The sequence below is a fragment of the Solidesulfovibrio carbinoliphilus subsp. oakridgensis genome (assembly GCF_000177215.2).
GTDB classification, from domain to species: Bacteria; Desulfobacterota; Desulfovibrionia; order Desulfovibrionales; family Desulfovibrionaceae; genus Solidesulfovibrio; species Solidesulfovibrio carbinoliphilus.
In genome coordinates this window covers 823,442-842,894 of the sequence record NZ_CM001368.1, presented here as the reverse complement: position 1 = coordinate 842,894, position 19,453 = coordinate 823,442, and the positions used below count along the sequence as shown (strand labels likewise).

Here is a 19,453-nt window from a genome sequence, read left to right as displayed (position 1 = left end):
CCGGTCCGGCCGGCGGTTGAACCTTGAAATCGGAGCGACCATGTATTTTCAGGATGTCATCTTGACGCTGCAAAACTTCTGGGCCAAATCCGGCTGCCTCGTGGTCCAGCCCTACGACTCCGAGGTCGGGGCGGGAACGTTCAACCCGTCCACCTTCTTTCGGGTCATCGGCCCCGAACCCTGGAAAGCGGCCTATGTCCAGCCGTCCCGCCGGCCGACCGACGGCCGCTACGGGGAAAATCCCAACCGCTTGCAGCACTATTACCAGTTCCAGGCCATCCTCAAGCCCTCGCCGGACAATATCCAGGAGATCTACCTGGAAAGCCTGGCCGCCCTTGGGGTCAACGCCGCCGACCACGACATCCGCTTTGTCGAGGACGACTGGGAATCGCCCACCCTCGGCGCCTGGGGTCTTGGCTGGGAAGTCTGGCTCGACGGCATGGAAGTCACCCAGTTCACCTATTTCCAGCAGGTGGGCGGCATCGACCTTTCGCCGGTCTCTGTCGAGATCACCTACGGCCTCGAGCGCATCAGCATGTACTTGCAGCAGAAGGAATCGGTCTACGACCTGGCCTGGAACGAGCACGTGACCTACGGGCAGGTCCACCAGCGGGGCGAGTACGAGCACTCGCGCTACAACTTCGAGGAATCCGACGCCGGCATGCTCCTGGCCCATTTCGCGGCTTGCGAAAAAGAGTGCAAGCGGCTTTGCGAGCTTGGCCTGCCCTGGCCGGCCTACGACTACTGCCTCAAGTGTTCCCACGCCTTCAACATGCTCGAAGCCCGGGGAGCCATTTCCATCACCGAGCGCACCGGCTACATCGGCCGCGTGCGGGCCCTGGCCTCGAATCTGGCCCGGCTGTACGCCGCCCAGCGCAAGGAACTGGGCTATCCGCTCCTCACCCAAAGCGCATAAAGGACCCACGCCATGTCCCATTTCCTGTTCGAGATCGGGTTCGAGGAGATGCCGGCCCGATTCCTGTCCGGACTCGCCAGCGAGGTTCGGACCCTTTTCACCGATGCCCTGGCCCAGGCCAAGCTCGACGCCTCCGCTGTCACCGCCTTTGCCACGCCGCGCCGTCTCGTGGTGAGCATCCCGGAACTGGCTGCCGATTCGCGGCGGGAGGAGGAGCTTGTGACCGGTCCGCCCGAGCGGGTCGGCTTCGACGCCTCGGGCAATCCCACGCCCGCTGCCGTGGGCTTTGCCAAGGGGCAAGGCAAGGACGTTGCCGACGTCTTTGTCATGGAGACCGGCAAGGGCCGATACCTGGCCCTCAACAAGACCACCGGCGGCGAGCCGGCCATGGCTCTTTTGCCGGGCATGTGTCTGGAGGCGGTCAAAAAGCTTTCCTTTCCCAAACGGATGCGCTGGGGCAGCCGCGATTTCGCCTTTGGCCGGCCGGTGCACTGGTTTTTGGCCCTGCTTGGCGACGCGGTCGTGCCCTTTGAACTCGACGGCATCGTCTCCGGCCGCCGGACCCGGGGGCACCGCATCATGGGGCCCGGGCCTTTTGACGTGGCCGCGGCCAAGGACTATTTCGGCATCATCCGCGACCAGGGCAAGGTGGTCCTCGACGCCCGGGAGCGAGAAAGCCTGGTGCGGTCCCAGGCCGAGACCCTGGCCCGGGAGGCCGGCGGCACGGCGGTCATCAATCCGGCGCTCCTGGCCGAGGTGACGGGCCTGACCGAGCACCCGGTGGTGCTGCTCGGCCGACTCGATCCCAAGTTCCTGGACGTGCCCCGCGAGGTGCTGATTACCAGCATGGAGACGCATCAGAAGAGTTTCGCCGTGGAGGACGGGAAGGGCGGGCTCTTACCGGTCTTTCTGACCACACTGGGCCTTGTGCCCGGCAACGTGGACCTGGTGCGCCGGGGCTGGCAGCGGGTCCTGACCGCCCGCCTGGAAGACGCCCGGTTCTTCTGGGAGGCCGATCTGGCCACCGACCTTGAGACCTGGCAGAAAAAGCTCGAAAGCGTGGTCTTTCTGGCCGGCCTTGGCAGCATGCGCGACAAGGCCCGCCGCCTGGAGCGGTTGTGCGGCGTGGTGGCCGAGCAGGCCGGAAAACCTGAAGTCATGCTTGAGGCCTCCCAGGCCGGCGGACTGGCCAAGGTGGACCTCGTGTCCGACATGGTCGGGGAGTTCGCGGAACTGCAAGGCATCATGGGCGGCATTTACGTCCGCCGCAAGGGCCAGTCCAAGACCGTGTCCCGGGCCATTGCCGAGCAGTACCTGCCGGCCGGTCCGGACAGCCCGGTTCCGGCCACGCTGGCCGGCGCGGTCCTGTCCCTGGCCGACAAGGCCGACACCCTGGCCGGCTGCTTCGGCCTGGACATGGCCCCGACCGGCGCGGCCGACCCGTATGCCCTTCGCCGGGCGGCCCTTGGCATCTGCCGCATCGTCATCGAGCACGGGCTGCGCCTGAACCTGATGGAGCTCTTGCAGGCCGCCCTCGACGGCTACGGCGAGGTCAAGTTCAAGGTCGACCGCACCCACATCCTGGCCAGGCTCCTCGACTTCTTCGGCCAGCGCCTGAAGGCCTACTTCACGGGCCGGGGCTTTGACACACTGGTGGTCGAGGCCGCGGCCGGGGCGTCTTTCACCGACATCGCCGAGCTTGCCGCCCGCATCCCGGCCCTGGCCGCCTTTGCCGCCAAGCCGGACTTCGGCCAGGCGGTCCTGACCTTCAAGCGCGCGGCCAACATCATCCGCAAGCAGGGCGTCGGCGCCGGCCAGCCGTTGACCGGCCTGGTCAAGGCGGCGCTTCTGGAAGAGCAGGCCGAAAAGGACTTGGCCGCGGTCTGCGCCGACGTCTTCCCGCGCTACGACGCGCTATTCGAAGCCGGCGACTACGCCGGGGTCCTCGACCTTCTCTATGAGCTGCGCCCCACCGTGGACGCCTTTTTCGACAACGTCATGGTCATGTGCGACGACATGGACGTGCGCTTAAACCGCCTGAACCTGCTCAAATCCCTGGTGGACCGCCTCGGCCGGGTGGCCGATTTCGCGGCCTTGCAGGTATAGCGGCGGGGGAGGGAGGCGAAAAGATGCCTCCGGCGTCCAGGAGGGGGTGATCCCCTCCTGGACCACCCCAATAGGGACGCCACGTGGTCGCAGTGCGGTTTGTGGCTTGCCTCGTTACGCTCGAAATGGCATTTTTTGCTTGACAGTTCCAGGCCATCAATTTAAGTAATCCTGCTTTAGCGAACATCACACGGAGGAACGATCCTTGGCCAACCATAAATCCGCTCTGAAACGGCATCGTCAAAGTCTTTTGGCCCGGGCTCGCAACCGGGCGGTGAAAACCCGCGTGCGCAACGTCATCAAAACCGTGCGCGCCGCCCTGGCCACCGGCGACACCGCCGCCGCCGAAACGGCCCTGCTGACCGCCACCAAGGTCCTGGACAAGGCCGCTACCAAGAAAATCATTCACTGGAAGACCGCGGCCCGTAACATCTCCCGTCTGTCCACGGCCATCAGCAAGAGCAAGCAGGCCTAACTCCTACGGTTTTTTGCCAGTTTTTCAGCCCGTTGCGGTTTTCCGCAACGGGCTTTCGGTGTTGGTCACGGGATTTGGCCGCTTGCTGCCTACCCGAGTCGACATGACAGACACCGCCGCCTCGGGTAGGGAACGGCATGGACCAAAACCTGTAGCCGGAGCCCGCCCGTATGCCGTGCCTGCATTCGCCCCGCCTGCCGTCCCTGTTGTGGCTTGTCCTTGTCCTGCTGCTCGCCGCCGCCCCCGCCCAGACCGGGGAACCGGCCCCGGTCGGAAACGCCGGCTACCACGTCGCCGCATCCGAAGCCGAAAAGGCTCTCGACAAAGTCCTGCACCTGTCCGGCAAGGACCCGAACCTGCTCGAATTCGTGCTCCGCGCGCCCAGCTACAAACCCAAGGCCGACAAGGGCTATGCCCGATTTTTCACCAAACGGCTGCTCGATGACATGGCGGCCCAGGAAAAAGCGGCGGTACAGGAAAACTGCAACGGCAGGTACGTGGCCGGCGAACTGTGCGGCCTGGACTACAATCCCCTGACCTGCGCCCAGGACGAACCGGCAGGGGCGTATCGGTACAAGACCGAGTCGTCAGCGGAAGGGAAGGCGGTGGTGGCCTACAAATGGCCGGAAGAGAAGGACAAGGCGGCTACGTTCGAGATGGTGGAAGAGGGGGGGATGTGGAAGGTGGATGCGGTACGGTGTCGGCCTTAAAGAATTTTCTCACCTTCATCTTTGCCCCATCCGTTCGCAAGGGCCGATGCACCAATGCCTTGCCTTTTGAACTCTACTGTATCGAAAGGGAGCATCAGGGCTTGATGTAGGTGAAAGCCTTTCTTTGAAGATCGACAATTTCAATAATTCCCGCAGGAACTATTTGACAGACAGGATTGAGCCATTCCGGCTTGAGATGGAAGTGATGCAAGGCATTTTGACAGACACGGACACTGAGGCCGAGCGAGGCTAATTCTGTGAGTTGCTCTGCCTGGCTATCGGTCTTGCCCATCATTTTGATGCCGGGTCCGTTTACCACAAGAACAATGGTGAAACTTTCAGCGTGAAGTGCTTTTATATAGTTTCGTACATTGCTTAAAGCGACACTGAGTTTTTCGGCGTCTTGATCAAAATGAAAGATCACATCGTAATACATGGAGTTAACCTCAACCGTTATTGTCAAATCAGCCGCAGCCTCGCCGCCCCTTCCGCTGCCTCTGCCTCCACCACCCGTCCAATAACCGCCGCAAGATCCCCGGCATCGAGTAGCATCTTTCTTGCCGCCTCCACTTTCGCTTCGGGCACGGCCAGGACCAGGCCGCCGGAGGTCTGGGCGTCGAAGGCCAGATCGGATTGGATGGGGTCCAGGCCGGGGGCCACGGACACCGCGCTGGCGCAGTAGTTGCGGTTGGCGAAGCTGCCGGCGGGCAACATGCCCAGGCCCGCCAGTTCCACGGCCTGGGGCAGGAAGGGGATGTCGGCCAGGCGCAGCTCCACGGCCACATGCGAGGCCCGCGCCATTTCCAGCACATGGCCGCCGAGGCCAAAGCCGGTCACGTCGGTCGCCGCCTTGAGGCCCAGCTCCCGGATGACCCGGCCACCGGCGGCATTGAGCCGGCCGGCCCACTGAAAAAGCAGGTCTTCGAGCACGGCCGCGTCGCCGAAATTTCCCTTGAGCGCCGTGGCCAGGACGCCGGTGCCGAGCGGCTTGGTCAGGAGGAGCACGTCGCCGGGCACAAGCCCCGTGTTGGCGGCAAAGCCGTCGGCATCGACCAGGCCCGAGACGGCCAGGCCGTACTTGATCTCCTTGTCCTCCACGCTGTGCCCGCCGGCCGGCACGGCTCCGGCTTCGAGCACCGCGTCCAGGCCGCCGCGCAGGATCTCGGCCAGGATCATCCGGTCCATGGTCTTTACGGGAAAGCAGACGATGTTCATGGCGGAAAGCGGCACCCCGCCCATGGCGTAGACGTCGGACAGGGCATTGGCCGCGGCGATGCGGCCGAACTTGTAGGGATCGTTGACGATGGGCGTGAAGAAATCAACGGTCTGAACCAGGCCCCGGCCGTCCGGAAGGCGCACCACGGCCGCATCCTCGTTGACACCCTGGGCGGTCAGCAGGCGAGGATCGGTGACAGGGGGCAGGCCCCGCAAGATGGCCTCCAGGTCCCCTGGAGGAATCTTGGCCGCTCAGCCGGCGGCGGTGACGGTCTTGACCAGTTCGATCGTCATACTTCTTCCTTTTTCATCACGGCCCGAAGATCGTTTACGAGCGCCTCCCGGTCAAGGTCGAACCGGGCGGCGAGCCCGCAGATGGTCTCGAAAAGCCCTTCGCACAAAAGACAGCAGCCGGCCGCCGTGTCGTAGCGTCGGAAGACGGCCTGGGTGGCCGGGCAGGCGGCCACGACCTCAAGCACGGTCGCCGTGTCGGGATCGAGCGTCACGCCAGATCCTGGCCGCTCTGCACGGCCCACATGCCGGCATAGACGCCGCCCGCCGCCAGCAGGCTGTCGTGGTCGCCGCGCTCGACCACATAGCCGTCAACCACCACCAGAATCTCCGAACACTGGCGCACCGTGGACAGCCGGTGGGCCACGGCCAGGGTGAGGCGTCCCTGGCGGAAGGAGTGGAGATTTTGCTGAATGACCGCCTCGGTCTGGTTGTCCACGGCCGAGGTGGCCTCGTCCAGGATGAGGATGGCCGGATCGCGCAGGATGGCCCGGGCCAGGGACACCCGTTGGCGCTCACCGCCGGAAAGCTTCATGCCGCGCTCGCCGATGATGGTGTCGTAGCCGCTTGGCAGCTTCAGGATGAATTCGTCCGCCCCGGCCACGGTCGCCGCCTGGCGCACGGCCTCCCTGTCGGCCTCGGGCCGGCCGAGCAGGATGTTTTCGGCCACCGTGCCGTGGAAAAGGAAGGCTTCCTGGGAGACGTAGCCGAGAAGCCCCCGGTAGCTGCGAAGCGTGTAGGCGGCGAGCGGCACGCCATCGAGGGTGATCTCGCCGCCGGTCGGCTCGAAGTAGCGCAGGAGCAGCTTGACCAGCGTCGATTTGCCGGCCCCGGTCGGACCGACCACGCCGAGGACGTTGCCCTGGCCAAGCGTAAAGCTGACCCCGTTTATGACCGGCTCCCGGCCCGGGTAGGCGAAGCGGACGTCCGAAAAATCCACGCGCATCGGCCGGCCGGCCAGGGCCACGGCCTCCGGCCGGTCGGCCACCCGGGGCCGCACCGCGAAAAGCTCGCTTATGCGCGCGGCCGCGGCCTCGGCCCGCTGGATCTGGTTGATGAGCATGCCGAAGACGAACAGCGGCAGCACGAGCCGGGCCGCGAACAGGACAAAGGTGGTGTAGTCCCCGACCGTCGGTCCGTGCCCGGCCGCGACCAGCCAGCCGCCGCCGGCAAAGACGGCACCAAAGGACAGTCCGGCCACGGCGTACATGGCGGGCAGAAACCGGGCCCGCTCGAATTCGGCGGCCACGGCCTCGTCGCGGTAGGTGGCCGAACGGGCGGACACGGCGTCGTAGAGCCGGTCCTCGGCCGTGTAGGCCTGGATGACGCCCATGCCCGAGATGTTGTTTTCGAGCAGGGCCCCGATGGCTCCCACGGCCCGCCGAGCCTCGCGATAACGCGGCTGGACCCGGGTGACGAAGTGGCGGATGGCCAGCACGGCGATGGGCAGCGGAATGAAAAGGAGCGTGGCCAGCCGCCATTCCAGGAAAAAGAGGTAGCCGTAGATGCCGAGGAAGGTGACCGCCACCCGGATAATCGAGGTGGAGGAGTCGGTCAGAAAGCTTTCGAGGGTATCCACGTCGCCGACGATGACGGACATGATGTCCCCGGTCTGCCGGTCCTCGAAAAAGGCCGGATCCAGGGTCTGCAGGTGGCCGTAGAGGGCAAGCCGGATGTCGTGGCGGGCCTTCTGGGCCATGGCGGCCAGGACATAGTCCGAGCCGCTCTGGAAGATGGCCAGAAAGACGAAGCTGCAAAGGATGCCCAGGCCGTAGAGGACGTAGACATGAGGATCGCGGGTGCCGGCCGCGGCGGCGTCGATGACCCGGCCGGCCACGGCCAGGGGCAGCAGGTCGCAGACCCGGGCCAGGACGTTCAGGCCCAGTCCGCCCATGACGGCCTTTTTGTAGGGACGCAGGAAGGCATAGAGGGCCCAGACGTGGCGGCCGAAAAAGGGCTGGGAGGAAGAAGGGGCGTTCACAGGCTTGCCTGCCTGGCGGCGGCGGCGGCCCGGCGCAGGAGCGCCTCCTCGTCGGCCCAGGCCTCCTTTCCCGCGTTTTTCATGATCCGGCTGGTCCGGCCAAGCTCGTCCGGCGAAAGCTCGATGCCAAGCTCGGCCAGGCGCAGGGCCAGGGCCGCCTTGCCGGACAGGGGGGACAAAGGCAGGCGGATGCCGTCCGCGCCCACGGCCTCGGGCCGAAACGGCAGGTAGGTGTCCGGGTGCTTGAGCAGGCCGTCCTGGTGCACCCCGGCCGAGGTGGCGAAAATGTTGGCCCCGACCACGGCCTTGTTGGCCGCAAGGGGCACCCCGGACAGGCGCGACACCAGGCGGCAAAGGCCCGTCAGTTTGGCCGGATCCACGCCGATGGAACGGCGGTACTGCTTCTGGTTGAGGATAAGGGCCATGACCGTCTCTTCCAGGGCGGCGTTACCCGCCCGCTCGCCGATGCCGCCCACGGTCAGGTGGACGATGTCCGCGCCGGCGGCCACGGCGGCCAGGGTATTGGCCGTGGCCAGCCCGAGGTCGTTGTGGAAGTGGACGCGCAGGCGCACGCCCCGAGGATGGGCCAGGGCGGCGAGCATCCGCACCCGCCGCCGGACCGCCTCCGGGGTCAGGACGCCCAAGGTGTCCGGAAAGCCGATGCCCGTGGCGCCGGCGTCCATGGCCACGCCATACGCTTGGCGCAGAAAGGCGGGTTCCGTGCGGCTGCCGTCCTCGCAACTGAACGTCACTTTCAAAAACCGCTTCCTGGCATAGGCCACGGCCCGGCCGATCATGTCCAGGCACTGGGCCTTGGATTTGCCGAGCTTGTGGCGGCGATGCAGGGGACTGGTGGCCAGAAAGATCCCGACCCCGCGTCCCTCGGGTGCGGCATCGGCAAGGGCTTCCCAGGCGGCGTCGATGTCTCCGGCCACGGCCCGGCAAAGGACCATGATGCGCGGCCCCGGCACTTCGGCGCAGATCCGCCGCACGGCCTCGATCTCGCGCTCGGATCCGGCCGGAAACCCGGCCTCGATGACGCCGACGCCGGCATCGGCCAGGGCCTTGGCAATGGCCACCTTGTCGTCCACGGAAAACCGGACGCCCGGCATTTGCGCCCCGTCGCGCAGGGTGGTGTCCGATAGGATCAGGGGCGTGAGGCGGGGAGCCGGAAAACGGGAGGGCGAGCGCTTGGGCATGGGCCTTCATGCGCCGTTTTCGTCCCGATGGCAACGGGAGCGGGCGGCCGGCCAGGGGCGCCGGGGAGGCGAGTGGCCGGGCGGATCGGGGCGGATCATTTGACGAAACACGGAGCAAAGGATATTTTTTCCCTCCAACCCAGATCGGCTCATCCCATTTTCCATAGCCAAGGAGCGGGGGCGTATGGCAACCATCGGCGTCTTGTTGTCCGGGTGCGGCGTTTTCGACGGATCGGAGATCCACGAAGCCACCCTGACCCTCTATTTCCTGGACAAGGCCGGCGCCAAGGTGGTCTGCCTGGCTCCGGAAATGCCGTTTACGGCCGTGGACCATGTGACCCGGACACCGGGCAAGGTGCACCGCAACGCCCGGACCGAAGCCGCCCGCATCGCCCGGGGCAATATTGCCGACGTGGCCGGCGTGCGCGCCGAAGAGCTCGACGGCCTGATCCTGCCGGGCGGCATGGGCGCGGTCAAGAACCTGTGCGATTTCGCGACAAACGGTGCCCATGGGACGGTTTTCCCTTCGGTTGCGGCCCTTGTTGCCGCCATGCACGCGGCCGGCAAGCCCATCGGGGCCATCTGCATCGCCCCGGCGGTTCTGGCCCTGGTCCTGGGGAAATTCCACCCCGAACTGACCATCGGCAACGACCCGGCCACGATCCAGGGCCTGGAAGCGGCCGGGGCAAGACACGTGGCCAGGGCCGTGGACGAGATCCAGGTGGACGCGGCCAACAACCTTGTCACCACCCCGGCCTACATGCTCGGGCCCGGCATTGCCGACATCGCCAAGGGCATCGAGAAGCTCGTTGCGGCCGTGCTCGACCGGGTCAAGGCCTCCTGACCGGAGGCGGCCCGGCGACGGCCAGGGGCGGCAGCCGTATCTGGTCCGAAGGGCAAGACGGCGCGGCAGGGTACGGTGCGGATTCCGTCAAGGAGGATGGATGCGGCGGCTTTTCGTCAATGCCGACGAGGGCGTAAGCCAGGGCATTTTGGAAGCCATGGCGGCCGGCGTGGTGGCCGGCACCACGGCCATGGTCTGCGTGAAGGGCGGCGTGGAGCGGATCGCGCGCCTGGGGCCGGCCATCGCCGGCCGGGTGGGGCTCCATTTGCAACTGACCGGCGGCACGCCATGCCTGCCGGCCGGAGACGTTTCGACCCTCGTGACCGGGGAGGGGACCTTTCCCCGCAAGAAGATCGCGGTCACGGACGTCGATCCGGACGAGGTGCGCCGCGAATGGCGGGCCCAACTGGCCCGGTTCCGGGCCACGGGACTGACGCCGAGCCACCTCGATTCGCACCACCATATCCACAAGCGGCCGGAGGTGTTTCCCGTCTTTCTGGAACTGGCCCGGGAACTCGGGGTGCCGGCCAGGGCCCTTTCCGACGACATGCGCCAGACCCTGGCCGCGGCCGGCGTGCCCCATGCCGACACCTGCATCACCCGGTTTTTCGGCGAAGACCTGTCAGCCGAGCGGTTTCTCGCCCTGGTGGACAACGCCTTCGCGGAACTGGGCGAAACGGGCGTGGTCGAGGTCATGGCCCATCCGGGCCGGGTGGACACCGAACTTCTGGCCATAAGCACCTATGCCGCCGGCCGCGAGGAAGAACTGCGCGTCTTTGCCGACCCGGCCCTGGCCACAGCCCTGGCCGATCGGGGAATCGTTTTCGCGGCTCCGGCGTTTCCGGCCGCAACCGTACCCCGGCCGGCCGCGACAGGTGCGGGTTCCGTTTTTCTCGGCTAGAGTCGCGCCCATGGAAAAAGTATCTACTTTTTCCATGGATAACTATAGAGGGCAGGGCGGTGCCGCGTCCCGGGCATCGGACGGTGGCCGTGGCGCGGCTTGGCGTCGCTTGAACAAACGGCGGAAAAGCGGGGCGGAAAGAAGTGCCGGCCCAAGGGGGAGCGCATGCGGGAAAAATTTTTGCTGTCCATGCGCAAATTCGTGGCCCCGGAATTCGTTTTCGGCCAGGGGGCCCTGGGGCTGGCCGGCCATCAGGCGGCCGGGCTCGGAGTCCGGCGGGCACTGCTCGTGGCCGATCCGGACCTCTTGGCTCTTGGCTGGCCCCAGCAGGTCGAACGGAGCCTGGCCGCGGCCGGCATCGAATCCTCGCTTTTTTCCAGCCTTTCCTCCAATCCCCGGGACCATGAGGTCATGGCCGGGGCGGCGGCCTTTGCCGCGTGCGGCTGCGACGCCCTGGTCGCGGTCGGCGGAGGCTCGGCCATGGACTGCGCCAAGGCCATCGGCATCGTCTCGGCCAATGGCCGCCACATCCTCGAATTCGAGGGCGTGGACAGCGTGGACCGCCCCGGACCGCCGCTTTTGTGCGTCCCGACCACGGCCGGGACCGGGGCGGAGGTGTCGCAGTTCGCCATTGTCACGGACACGGCCCGCAAGGTCAAAATCGCCATTGCGAGCAAAACGCTCATTCCCGACGCCGCGCTCATCGACCCCGACGTCACCGTGACCATGCCGGAGACGCTGACGGCCCATACCGGCCTGGACGCCCTGACCCACGCCATGGAAGCCTACGTCTCCAATGCCCACGGTCCGGTGACGGACCTGCTGGCCCTGGAGGCCATGCGCCTGATCCGGGCCAACCTCCTGCGGGCCATGGCCGCGCCAGGGGACATCGAGGCCCGGGGGGGCATGCTGCTAGCCAGCCTCTATGCCGGCATGGCTTTTTCAAACGCCATTCTCGGCGCAGTCCATGCCATGGCCCACAGCCTGGGCGGCCTGCTCGACCTGCCCCACGGCCTTTGCAACGCCATCCTCATGGACCATGTGGCCGATTACAATTACGAAGCCGCTCCGGGACGTTACGAGGAAATAGGCCGGCTTCTCGGCGCGCGCCTGGAGAAGGGGAGCGCGCCGTGCGCCAACAAGAAAGCCGTGCTCGACGCCATCCGCGACTTCAAACAGGTGGCCGGCGTGACCGTGGGGCTGGCCGATCTCGGCGTCACCCCGGAAAACATGCGCGAACTGGCCCAAAAGGCCTTGGACGATCCCTGCCTGCTGACCAATCCGAGGCAGCCAACCGCAACCGACATCGAAGCCATCTATGAAAGTGCCTGCGAAAGCCCCAGCCGGCCCCGGTCCTGACCGGGACGACCGCCGGGCCAGGCTGCTCGGGTTCGGCGAACACTCGGTCAGCAAGAGCTATTATCCGGAGCTCAAACGCCGCCTCGAGGAACTGGAGCGGTTCCGGTCGCTCCTTGACCAGACCGGCGAGGCCATTTTCCTGGTCGACGGCCGCACCGGCCGCATCACCGACGCCGCCGGCGCGGCCGGCACCATGCTGCGCCAGGACCGGCAGGCCCTGGTCGGCCGCCTGTTCGAGGAACTCCTGCCCCAGGAGGCGGTGGACCACCTGCGCGGCCTTTTTTCCGGGGACTTCGCGGCCGGCCGCATCGAAACCGTGCTCGGCCGTCCGGGCGTCAGGGGCGGCGTCAGCCCGTCGGTGGAGGTGACCTTCCGCCTGGCCAGCGGCGAGGAAGGCCCTATCGCCATCATCGTGGCCCGGGACGTGACCGAGCGCAAAAAAAACGAACAGGCCCTCAAACGGGCCGAGGAGAAATACCGGGGCATCGTGGAGAACGCCGCGGAAGGCATTTTCCAGAGCTCGCTCGACGGCCGGCTCATCAGCGCCAACCCGGCCATGGCCTCGCTGCTCGGCTATGCCTCGACCCGCGAGCTCATGCGCCGCATCAAAAACGTGGTGGACCAGATCGTGACCCACCCCGAGGACCGCCAGCGCATCCGGTCGGAACTGACCCGCTACGACCAGGTGAAAAACCTGGAAGTGCAGATGACGACCAAAACCGGAAACACCATCTGGGGCCTCATCAACGCCCGCCGCATCCGCGACGCCGCCGGCGAACCCGAGCGTTTCGACGGGTCGCTCCAGGACGTGACCGTGCGCAAGAAGGCGGAGCAGACGCTCTTGCGCTACCACGACGAGCTCGAAACCAGGGTTGCCGAGCGCACGGCCGAACTGACCCGCATCAACGAACGGCTCACCCACGAGGTGACCATCCGCAAGCGGGCGGAAGAGGCGGCCGAAGCGGCCAACCGGGCCAAGTCCGATTTTCTGTCCATGGTTTCCCACGAAATCCGTACCCCGCTCACCTCGGTCCTCGGATTTGCCGTGATCATCGAAAAGCGCCTGGAACAACTTTTCCTGCCGCTCCTCGACAGGGACCCGCGCCGTCGCCGCCAGGCCGAGCAGGTCATGGAGAACCTCGGCATCATCGTCTCCGAGGGCGAACGGCTCAAGCACCTCATCAACGACGTCCTGGACCTGGCCAAGCTCGAGGCCGGCAAGATGGCCTTCAAGCAAGAGCGTGTGGACCCGGCCGAAGTGGTGCGCCACGTCATGTCCGCCTCGGTGGGCCTGCTTTCCAGCCACAAGAAGGTGTCGCTCGACACCCGCATCGAAGGCCGGCTGCCGGAGGTGCTCGGCGACCGGGACCGGCTCATCCAGGTCCTGGTCAACCTGGTCTCCAATGCCCTCAAATTCACCGAACGCGGCTCGGTCACCTGCCGGGCCCGGACGGAAGGGCATTACATCGTCGTCGACGTGACCGACACGGGCATCGGCATCCCGGAAAGCGAGCAGCACAAGGTATTTGAAAAATTCAACCAGATCGGCGCCACCCTGACCAACAAGCCCAAGGGCACGGGACTTGGGCTTGCCATCTGCAAACATATCGTCGAGTCACACGGCGGCCGCATATTTTACGTATCAAAGCCCGGGTCGGGCAGCACCTTCACGTTCACCCTGCCGATTGCCTAAGCCCGTGCATTACGGTATGTCCCCTGGCCCGGCAGCGGAGAGGATCCGCGCCGGCAACGTTTTTTCAAGGAACCCCCGCATGAAAGAGACGACCAGAAACGAAGCCCTGCGCAATATCGCCATCATCGCCCACGTCGACCACGGCAAGACCACGCTCGTGGACCATATGTTCCGTCAAAGCGGCCTGTACCGCCAGAACCAGGAAGTGGCGGACCGGGTCATGGACAGCATGGACCTCGAACGGGAACGCGGCATCACCATTGCCGCCAAAAACTGCGCGGTCATGTGGAAGGGGGTCAAGATCAACATCATCGACACCCCGGGCCACGCCGACTTCGGCGGCGAAGTGGAGCGGGCCCTGTCCATGGTCGACGGCGCGGTGCTCCTGGTCGATTCCTCCGAAGGGCCGCTGCCGCAGACCCGGTTCGTGCTCAAAAAAACCCTGGACCGGGGCCTGCCCGTCATTGTCGTGGTCAACAAGATCGACCGCAAGGACGCCCGGACCGACGAAGTCTTAAACGAAATCTACGACCTTTTCATCGACCTGGACGCCTCCGAGGAGCAGCTCGAATTTCCCGTCCTTTTTGCCATCGGCCGCGAAGGCCTGGCCAAGGAGTCTCTGGACGCCGAGGGCAAGGACTTGGCCCCGCTTTTCGAGCGGATTCTCTCCGAAATCCCGGCCCCGTCCCATGATCCGTCCGAGCCGTTTCGCATGCTGGTCTCGGATCTCGGCTATTCCGAATTCCTGGGGCGTCTGGCCGTCGGCCGGGTCATTTCCGGCACGGCCCGCATCAACCAGACCCTGGTATGCATTGACGAGAGCGACGTGGGCAAGCCCCTTCGCGTCTCCAAGCTGCAGGTCTATCAAGGCCCGAGCCTGACCGAAACCGAAGAGGCCGAGGCCGGGGACATCATCGTCCTTTCCGGCGTCGAAGAGGTGACCATCGGCGACACCATCTGCACCGCCGCCGCTCCCAAGGCCTTGCCCCGTATCCACGTGGACGAGCCGACCGTGGCCATGCGCTTTGCCATCAACTCCTCGCCGTTCGCCGGCCGGGAGGGCAAGTTCGTGCAGTCGGCCAAGCTGCGCGAGCGTCTGTACAAGGAAACGTTGCGCAACGTGGCCGTGCAGGTGGAGGAGACCGAGGACAAGGACAGCTTCACGGTCAAGGGACGGGGCGAATTCCAGATGGCGATCCTGGTCGAGACCATGCGCCGGGAAGGCTTCGAACTGTCCGTCGGCCGGCCGGAAGTCATTTTCAAGACCGAAGGCGGCGTGCGCAAGGAGCCGGTCGAGCACCTGTCCATCGACTGCGACGAGGCCTTTGTCGGGGTTGTCACCGAGAAGCTCTCCATCCGCAAAGGCCGGATGCTGAACCTGGTCAACCACGGTTCTGGCCGGGTGCGGCTGGAATTTTCCATCCCGTCGCGGGGCCTTATCGGCTACCGGGACGAATTTCTGACCGACACCAAGGGCACGGGCATCATGAACTCGTCCCTGGACGGGTATGAGGAGTACCGCGGCGACTTCCCGAGCCGGTTCACCGGGTCCATCGTCTGCGACCGCGAGGGGGTGGGCGTACCCTATGCGCTTTTCAACCTCGAGCCGCGCGGTCGGCTTTTCATCACGGCCGGCGAGCCGGTCTACGAGGGCATGATCGTTGGCGAGCACAACCGGGACAACGACATCAACGTCAACCCGTGCAAGGAAAAGAAACTGACCAACATGCGCGCCTCGGGCAAGGACGAAAACGTCGTTCTCTCGCCCGTGCTGCCCATGACGCTCGAACGCGCCCTGCACTTCGTGCGCGAGGACGAGATGGTGGAGGTCACGCCCCTGTCCATCCGACTGCGCAAGTCCGTGCTGTCGGCCAAGGATCGCCACACCCTCGACGGGGCCAGAAAGAAAGACAAGTAGTAGGGAGGTTTGGCGGCTGGTCGCCTGCTTACGACTGCCTGTCACGAAAAACCCAGAAGGCCTGGCGCCGTGCCGGGTCTTCTGGGTTTAAGCGGTTGCGTCCGGAGGGCAAAGGCGTGAAGGCGGCAAACTGGCGCATCTGGAAGGAAGATCGGGAAGCCGGAAAGCGAGCCAACTTTCTAGCAAGGTTTTCCGTAGAGGCGAACGCGGTGAAATCTTTCTACGGGATAATGTTCGCACAATAAATATCTATCAACAAAAATAATCAATAGGTGAATACATTTCCTGCTGTCGGAGATTGCTGCCGGATGGCTTTTCGCCGGCCCGCCAACCGCAAGTCCGAACGAAACAGGCGGGAAAAGAAATACGGTAACCGGGGTAGCACGGGCAGCCAAGGCAGACGCCACGCGCAGCTCCGAAGAATGAGCGGGTTCGCGCAAGGGAAAGACCCGGCAGGATTTGCCTTCCCTGCAGGTTTCCCAGGAAACAAAGTTAACATAATTTACATTATGAGACATAAAGGCGAAAGGGAAAGAAAGACGGAAAAACCCTGGCCGCTTGTCTTTGTCTCCGTCGCCTGATGTGTCCGGATGCGCCTGGAAGGCGGCCTTGCCCTTGGAAAGCCTCCTGCGAACCAGCATTCCGATTCTGGCCGATCATTGCCGGGATATTTTTTGGCCACGCCGCAAACCATGGCACCACGGCTGCCGCCCAGAACCGTCATCGGGCCGGTTTCCCTACACGAACAGCGACACCGGCGAAAACGCGGCCACGTCAAAGAGCCCCTTGTCCGTGAGCTTGAGCGCCGGAATCACCTCCAGGGACAGAAACGACATGGCCATGAACGGATGGGCCAGGACCACGCCGCCCGAGACTTGCCGATACGCCGCCGTCAAACCGGCAAGCTCCCGGGTCACCACCTCAAGCGGCGCGTCGCTCATGAGCCCGGCCACGGGCAAACGGACCTGGGCCAGGACCCTGCCGTCGGCAACCACCGCGAACCCGCCACCGGACACCATGAGTGTCCGGGCGGCCAGCACCATGTCCGCGTCGTTGACTCCGGCCATGATGATGTTATGGGCGTCGTGGGCAACCGTGCCGGCAATGGCCCCGCGCCGGAGCTTAAGCCCCGAGACGAAACCAAGCCCCACGTTGCCCGTGGCCTTGTGCCGCTCGATGACGGCCAGCTTGGCCAGATCGCGGCTTGGATCAGCCACGGCCAGGCCGTCCCGGACTGTCGCGTCCCAGGTGAGGTGCTCGGTGACGATCTGGCCCGGCACCATGCCGATGACCCGGATGCGGGACGTCGCGGCCGGCACGGCCAGACTCGCTTCGGCCAGTTCCCCGCCGACCCGCATGGCCCGGGGCGGCGTCAGACAGGAGCGGTCCGCGAACTCCCACTCGTCCAGATGCCGGCCAGCCAGATAAACATCTGTAATATCAAATGATTCAAGGTCATTTATCAGCATGAAGTCGGCCCGGTAGCCCGGAGCCACGGCCCCCCTTCTCCTGAGGCCGAAATACCGGGCCGGGTTGATGGAGGCCATGGCCACGGCCCGAAGCGGCGGCACGCCCCGCTCGACAGCCATCCGCACCAGGGCGTTTAAGTGCCCTTCCCGGCTCAGGTCCACCGGGTCCCGGTCGTCGCTGACCAGGGAAAACCGGCCCGCATTTTCCGGCGTCACCAGCGCGATGAGCGCGTCCAGGTTTTTTTCCGTGCTGCCCTGCCGGATCATGATGTGCAGGCCCCGCCGCAACTTCTCCCGGGCTTCGTCCAGTTCGGTGCACTCGTGGTCCGAGCCCGGCCCGGCCGTGACGTAGGCGTCGAGGGCCCGGCCCGTCAGACCCGGGGCATGGCCGTCGATGACCCGCCCCCGGGCGGCCCGAAGCTTTCGCAGCATGTCCTCGTCGCCATTGACTACCCCGGGATAGTTCATGACCTCGGCCAATCCCAGGATCCGGTCCGGATACCGGGCCAGCATGGCGGCCACTTCCGCCGCCCCGAGCCTGGCCCCGGACGTGGCCATGTCCGTTGCCGGCACGCAGGAAGGCATCATGAAATAGCAGGTCACGGGCAGGTCACGGCTGCAGGCCAGCATGTATTCGATGCCGGTAAGCCCCAGGACGTTGGCGATCTCGTGGGGGTCTGAAACCACGGCGCAGGTGCCGTGGGGAGCCACGGCCCGGGCGAAGACCGGCGGGGAAAGAAGCGTGGATTCGATGTGGATATGGCCGTCGATCAGGCCCGGACACAAAAACCGCCCGTCCGCCTCGACCACGGTGTGCGCCTCCCGGCCGTCGAACCCGACCACCACCCCTTCGGCCACGGCCACATTGGCCGGGTGGATCTCGCCGGAAAGGACGTTTAGGACCCGGGCGTTTCGGAGGAGCAGATCGGCCGGCTCGTCGCCGCGTCCGGCGGCCAGTCGCCGCCGGATGGTATCCAGGCTCTCGGATTCGGGCATGGCGGACTCGCTGGGGTTCGGGTTTCTCGTATGCCGGCGGAGGAAAACCAGGGACAAGCCTGGTTGAACCTCGCCCGAAAATCCCTTATATCATGGCACATGAACGTACCAGGAACTTTTACCCTCGGCCCGGGCGACGGCAATGCCAGAACCGGATGCCTGACGACCGCCCATGGCGACGTCGAAACCCCGATCTTCATGCCCGTCGGCACCCAGGGCACGGTCAAAAGCCTGTGCCCGACCGACCTCCACGACCTCAAGGCCCAGATCATCCTCGGCAACACCTATCACCTGTACCTGCGCCCTGGCGACGAGCTGGTGGCCAAACTCGGCGGGCTCCACCGCTTCATGGGCTGGGACGGGCCGATCCTGACCGATTCCGGCGGGTTTCAGGTCTTTAGCCTGTCGGGCCTGCGCCAGATCGCGGAGGAAGGCGTGACGTTTTCCTCGCACATCGACGGGTCGCGCCATCTCTTTTCCCCGGAAAAGGTCATCGCCATCCAGCAGAACCTGGGTTCCGACATCATGATGGTCCTGGACGAATGCGTGCCCTACGGCGCGGACCGGGCCTACACGGAGAAATCGTTGGCCCTGACCACCCGCTGGGCCAGACGGTGCCGGCAGGCCCATCCGGGCGGCCACCGGGGCCAGCTCCTTTTCGGCATCGTCCAGGGCGGCTTTTTCAAGGACCTGCGGGCCGAAAGCGCGGCCCAGCTCCTGGAGATCGGCTTTGACGGCTACGCCCTGGGCGGCCTTTCCGTGGGCGAGAGCCGCGAGGAGATGTACGACATCCTGGGCGACGCCACTCCCCTGCTCCCGGCCGACCGGCCCCGCTACCTGATGGGGGTCGGCGCGCCGCGCGACCTGCTCGCCGGCATGGCCGCCGGCATAGACATGTTCGACTGCGTCCTGCCGACCCGAAATGCCCGAAACGGCACCCTTTTCACCTTCCAGGGCAAGGTCAACATCAAGCGGGCCGAATACCGCGAGGACGACACCCCGCTCGATCCGACCTGCCCCTGCTACGCCTGCCAGACTTTTTCCAAAGCCTACCTGCGCCACCTCTACGTGGCCCGGGAGCTTTTGTCCTACCGACTCAACACCCTGCACAATTTGACTTTTTTTTCCATCATGATGGAGCGGGCCAGGCAGGCCATCCGCGACGGCCGCTTCGCCGCCTTCCGGGCCGAGATGGAAGCCGTGTACCCGACAGACGAAGAGCAGACCGAAGAATAGAAGATCGGGGCTACGCCCCGGACCCCGCCGGGGGAATCATTCCCCCCGGCCCCCCTCGAAGGGGCGTCCATCGACAGCCACGACGCGAAGCGCGCCAAAATTTTTTGAAGAGAGTCCAGAGAGAAACTTTTTGCAAAAAGTTTC

At 65.3% G+C, this 19,453-nt stretch carries 17 protein-coding genes; 10 read left to right on the top strand and 7 right to left on the bottom strand.

What is annotated here, in order from left to right; translation table 11 throughout:
- Nucleotides 1-40 precede the first annotated feature (40 nt).
- The 4 genes from glyQ (at nucleotide 41) to DFW101_RS03635 (ending at nucleotide 4,207) form a co-directional block, all read left to right on the top strand.
- Complete coding sequence (gene glyQ, locus DFW101_RS03650) at nucleotides 41-916, top strand: glycine--tRNA ligase subunit alpha (protein WP_009180179.1); 876 nt, start codon at nucleotides 41-43, stop codon at nucleotides 914-916.
- Nucleotides 917-928: 12 nt separating this feature from the next.
- Nucleotides 929-3,022, top strand: coding sequence for a glycine--tRNA ligase subunit beta (glyS, locus tag DFW101_RS03645; RefSeq protein ID WP_009180178.1), 2,094 nt, complete (start codon nucleotides 929-931; stop codon nucleotides 3,020-3,022).
- A gap of 205 nt (nucleotides 3,023-3,227) precedes the next feature.
- A complete protein-coding gene (rpsT, locus tag DFW101_RS03640) occupies nucleotides 3,228-3,497 on the top strand; it encodes a 30S ribosomal protein S20 (protein ID WP_009180177.1) in 270 nt (89 codons plus the stop codon).
- A 170-nt stretch (nucleotides 3,498-3,667) separates the two neighbouring features.
- A complete protein-coding gene (locus DFW101_RS03635) occupies nucleotides 3,668-4,207 on the top strand; it encodes a YqhG/Tai3 family protein (RefSeq protein WP_009180176.1) in 540 nt (179 codons plus the stop codon).
- 94 nt (nucleotides 4,208-4,301) lie between these two features.
- Here DFW101_RS03635 and DFW101_RS18875 read toward each other — a convergent pair whose 3' ends face one another.
- The 5 genes from DFW101_RS18875 to DFW101_RS03615 are packed head-to-tail and all read right to left on the bottom strand — an operon-like array spanning nucleotide 4,302 to nucleotide 8,893.
- The gene (locus DFW101_RS18875) at nucleotides 4,302-4,643 is read right to left on the bottom strand and encodes a DsrE family protein (protein WP_009180175.1); all 342 of its coding nucleotides are present in this window, start codon (nucleotides 4,641-4,643) and stop codon (nucleotides 4,302-4,304) included.
- A gap of 23 nt (nucleotides 4,644-4,666) precedes the next feature.
- Nucleotides 4,667-5,716 (bottom strand): selenide, water dikinase SelD, encoded by a 1,050-nt coding sequence (gene selD / locus DFW101_RS03630; protein WP_009180174.1) that lies wholly within the window; start codon nucleotides 5,714-5,716, stop codon nucleotides 4,667-4,669.
- A complete protein-coding gene (locus DFW101_RS03625; protein ID WP_009180173.1) occupies nucleotides 5,713-5,928 on the bottom strand; it encodes a hypothetical protein in 216 nt (71 codons plus the stop codon). Before DFW101_RS03625 ends, selD begins: the two co-directional genes overlap by 4 nt.
- The gene (locus DFW101_RS03620) at nucleotides 5,925-7,694 is read right to left on the bottom strand and encodes an ABC transporter ATP-binding protein (protein WP_009180172.1); all 1,770 of its coding nucleotides are present in this window, start codon (nucleotides 7,692-7,694) and stop codon (nucleotides 5,925-5,927) included. Before DFW101_RS03620 ends, DFW101_RS03625 begins: the two co-directional genes overlap by 4 nt.
- The gene (locus tag DFW101_RS03615; protein ID WP_009180171.1) at nucleotides 7,691-8,893 is read right to left on the bottom strand and encodes a LeuA family protein; all 1,203 of its coding nucleotides are present in this window, start codon (nucleotides 8,891-8,893) and stop codon (nucleotides 7,691-7,693) included. Before DFW101_RS03615 ends, DFW101_RS03620 begins: the two co-directional genes overlap by 4 nt.
- Nucleotides 8,894-9,077: 184 nt before the next feature.
- Here DFW101_RS03615 and elbB point away from each other — a divergent pair, with 184 nt between their 5' ends.
- The 5 genes from elbB (at nucleotide 9,078) to typA (ending at nucleotide 15,608) form a co-directional block, all read left to right on the top strand.
- A complete protein-coding gene (elbB, locus tag DFW101_RS03610) occupies nucleotides 9,078-9,737 on the top strand; it encodes an isoprenoid biosynthesis glyoxalase ElbB (RefSeq protein WP_009180170.1) in 660 nt (219 codons plus the stop codon).
- A 100-nt stretch (nucleotides 9,738-9,837) separates the two neighbouring features.
- The gene (locus DFW101_RS03605; RefSeq protein WP_009180169.1) at nucleotides 9,838-10,638 is read left to right on the top strand and encodes a carbohydrate deacetylase; all 801 of its coding nucleotides are present in this window, start codon (nucleotides 9,838-9,840) and stop codon (nucleotides 10,636-10,638) included.
- Between the two features lie 165 nt (nucleotides 10,639-10,803).
- Nucleotides 10,804-11,997, top strand: coding sequence for an alcohol dehydrogenase-like regulatory protein ErcA (ercA, locus tag DFW101_RS03600; protein ID WP_009180168.1), 1,194 nt, complete (start codon nucleotides 10,804-10,806; stop codon nucleotides 11,995-11,997).
- On the top strand, nucleotides 11,957-13,690 hold the full coding sequence (locus tag DFW101_RS03595; protein ID WP_009180167.1) for a PAS domain-containing sensor histidine kinase: 1,734 nt from the start codon (nucleotides 11,957-11,959) through the stop codon (nucleotides 13,688-13,690). The genes ercA and DFW101_RS03595 overlap by 41 nt, the downstream gene beginning before the upstream one ends.
- Before the next feature lie 79 nt (nucleotides 13,691-13,769).
- Nucleotides 13,770-15,608 (top strand): translational GTPase TypA, encoded by a 1,839-nt coding sequence (gene typA / locus DFW101_RS03590; protein ID WP_009180166.1) that lies wholly within the window; start codon nucleotides 13,770-13,772, stop codon nucleotides 15,606-15,608.
- 179 nt (nucleotides 15,609-15,787) lie between these two features.
- Here the strand turns inward: typA and DFW101_RS19395 are convergent, their stop codons facing one another.
- Together DFW101_RS19395 and ade are read right to left on the bottom strand one after the other, a co-directional pair.
- Entirely contained in the window at nucleotides 15,788-16,249 is a 462-nt protein-coding gene (locus tag DFW101_RS19395; RefSeq protein WP_157137612.1) for a hypothetical protein, read from the bottom strand.
- Nucleotides 16,250-16,345: 96 nt separating this feature from the next.
- A complete protein-coding gene (gene ade / locus DFW101_RS03585) occupies nucleotides 16,346-18,073 on the bottom strand; it encodes an adenine deaminase (protein WP_009180165.1) in 1,728 nt (575 codons plus the stop codon).
- A 99-nt stretch (nucleotides 18,074-18,172) separates the two neighbouring features.
- Here ade and tgt point away from each other — a divergent pair, with 99 nt between their 5' ends.
- Nucleotides 18,173-19,309: a tRNA guanosine(34) transglycosylase Tgt gene (gene tgt / locus DFW101_RS03580; protein WP_009180164.1), complete on the top strand. Its 1,137-nt coding sequence runs from the start codon at nucleotides 18,173-18,175 to the stop codon at nucleotides 19,307-19,309.
- Nucleotides 19,310-19,453 lie beyond the last annotated feature (144 nt).

What these genes read in the sequence shown, in the direction of transcription:
- DFW101_RS03635 (WP_009180176.1), top strand. Translation starts at nt 3,668, where the DNA reads ATGCCGTGCCTGCATTCGCCCCGCCTGCCGTCCCTGTTGTGGCTTGTC.
- DFW101_RS03605 (WP_009180169.1), top strand. Translation starts at nt 9,838, where the DNA reads ATGCGGCGGCTTTTCGTCAATGCCGACGAGGGCGTAAGCCAGGGCATT.
- DFW101_RS18875 (WP_009180175.1), bottom strand. Translation starts at nt 4,643, where the DNA reads ATGTATTACGATGTGATCTTTCATTTTGATCAAGACGCCGAAAAACTC.
- typA (WP_009180166.1), top strand. Translation starts at nt 13,770, where the DNA reads ATGAAAGAGACGACCAGAAACGAAGCCCTGCGCAATATCGCCATCATC.
- glyQ (WP_009180179.1), top strand. Translation starts at nt 41, where the DNA reads ATGTATTTTCAGGATGTCATCTTGACGCTGCAAAACTTCTGGGCCAAA.
- glyS (WP_009180178.1), top strand. Translation starts at nt 929, where the DNA reads ATGTCCCATTTCCTGTTCGAGATCGGGTTCGAGGAGATGCCGGCCCGA.
- DFW101_RS19395 (WP_157137612.1), bottom strand. Translation starts at nt 16,249, where the DNA reads ATGCTGGTTCGCAGGAGGCTTTCCAAGGGCAAGGCCGCCTTCCAGGCG.
- DFW101_RS03615 (WP_009180171.1), bottom strand. Translation starts at nt 8,893, where the DNA reads ATGCCCAAGCGCTCGCCCTCCCGTTTTCCGGCTCCCCGCCTCACGCCC.
- ercA (WP_009180168.1), top strand. Translation starts at nt 10,804, where the DNA reads ATGCGGGAAAAATTTTTGCTGTCCATGCGCAAATTCGTGGCCCCGGAA.
- DFW101_RS03595 (WP_009180167.1), top strand. Translation starts at nt 11,957, where the DNA reads ATGAAAGTGCCTGCGAAAGCCCCAGCCGGCCCCGGTCCTGACCGGGAC.
- ade (WP_009180165.1), bottom strand. Translation starts at nt 18,073, where the DNA reads ATGCCCGAATCCGAGAGCCTGGATACCATCCGGCGGCGACTGGCCGCC.
- elbB (WP_009180170.1), top strand. Translation starts at nt 9,078, where the DNA reads ATGGCAACCATCGGCGTCTTGTTGTCCGGGTGCGGCGTTTTCGACGGA.
- tgt (WP_009180164.1), top strand. Translation starts at nt 18,173, where the DNA reads ATGAACGTACCAGGAACTTTTACCCTCGGCCCGGGCGACGGCAATGCC.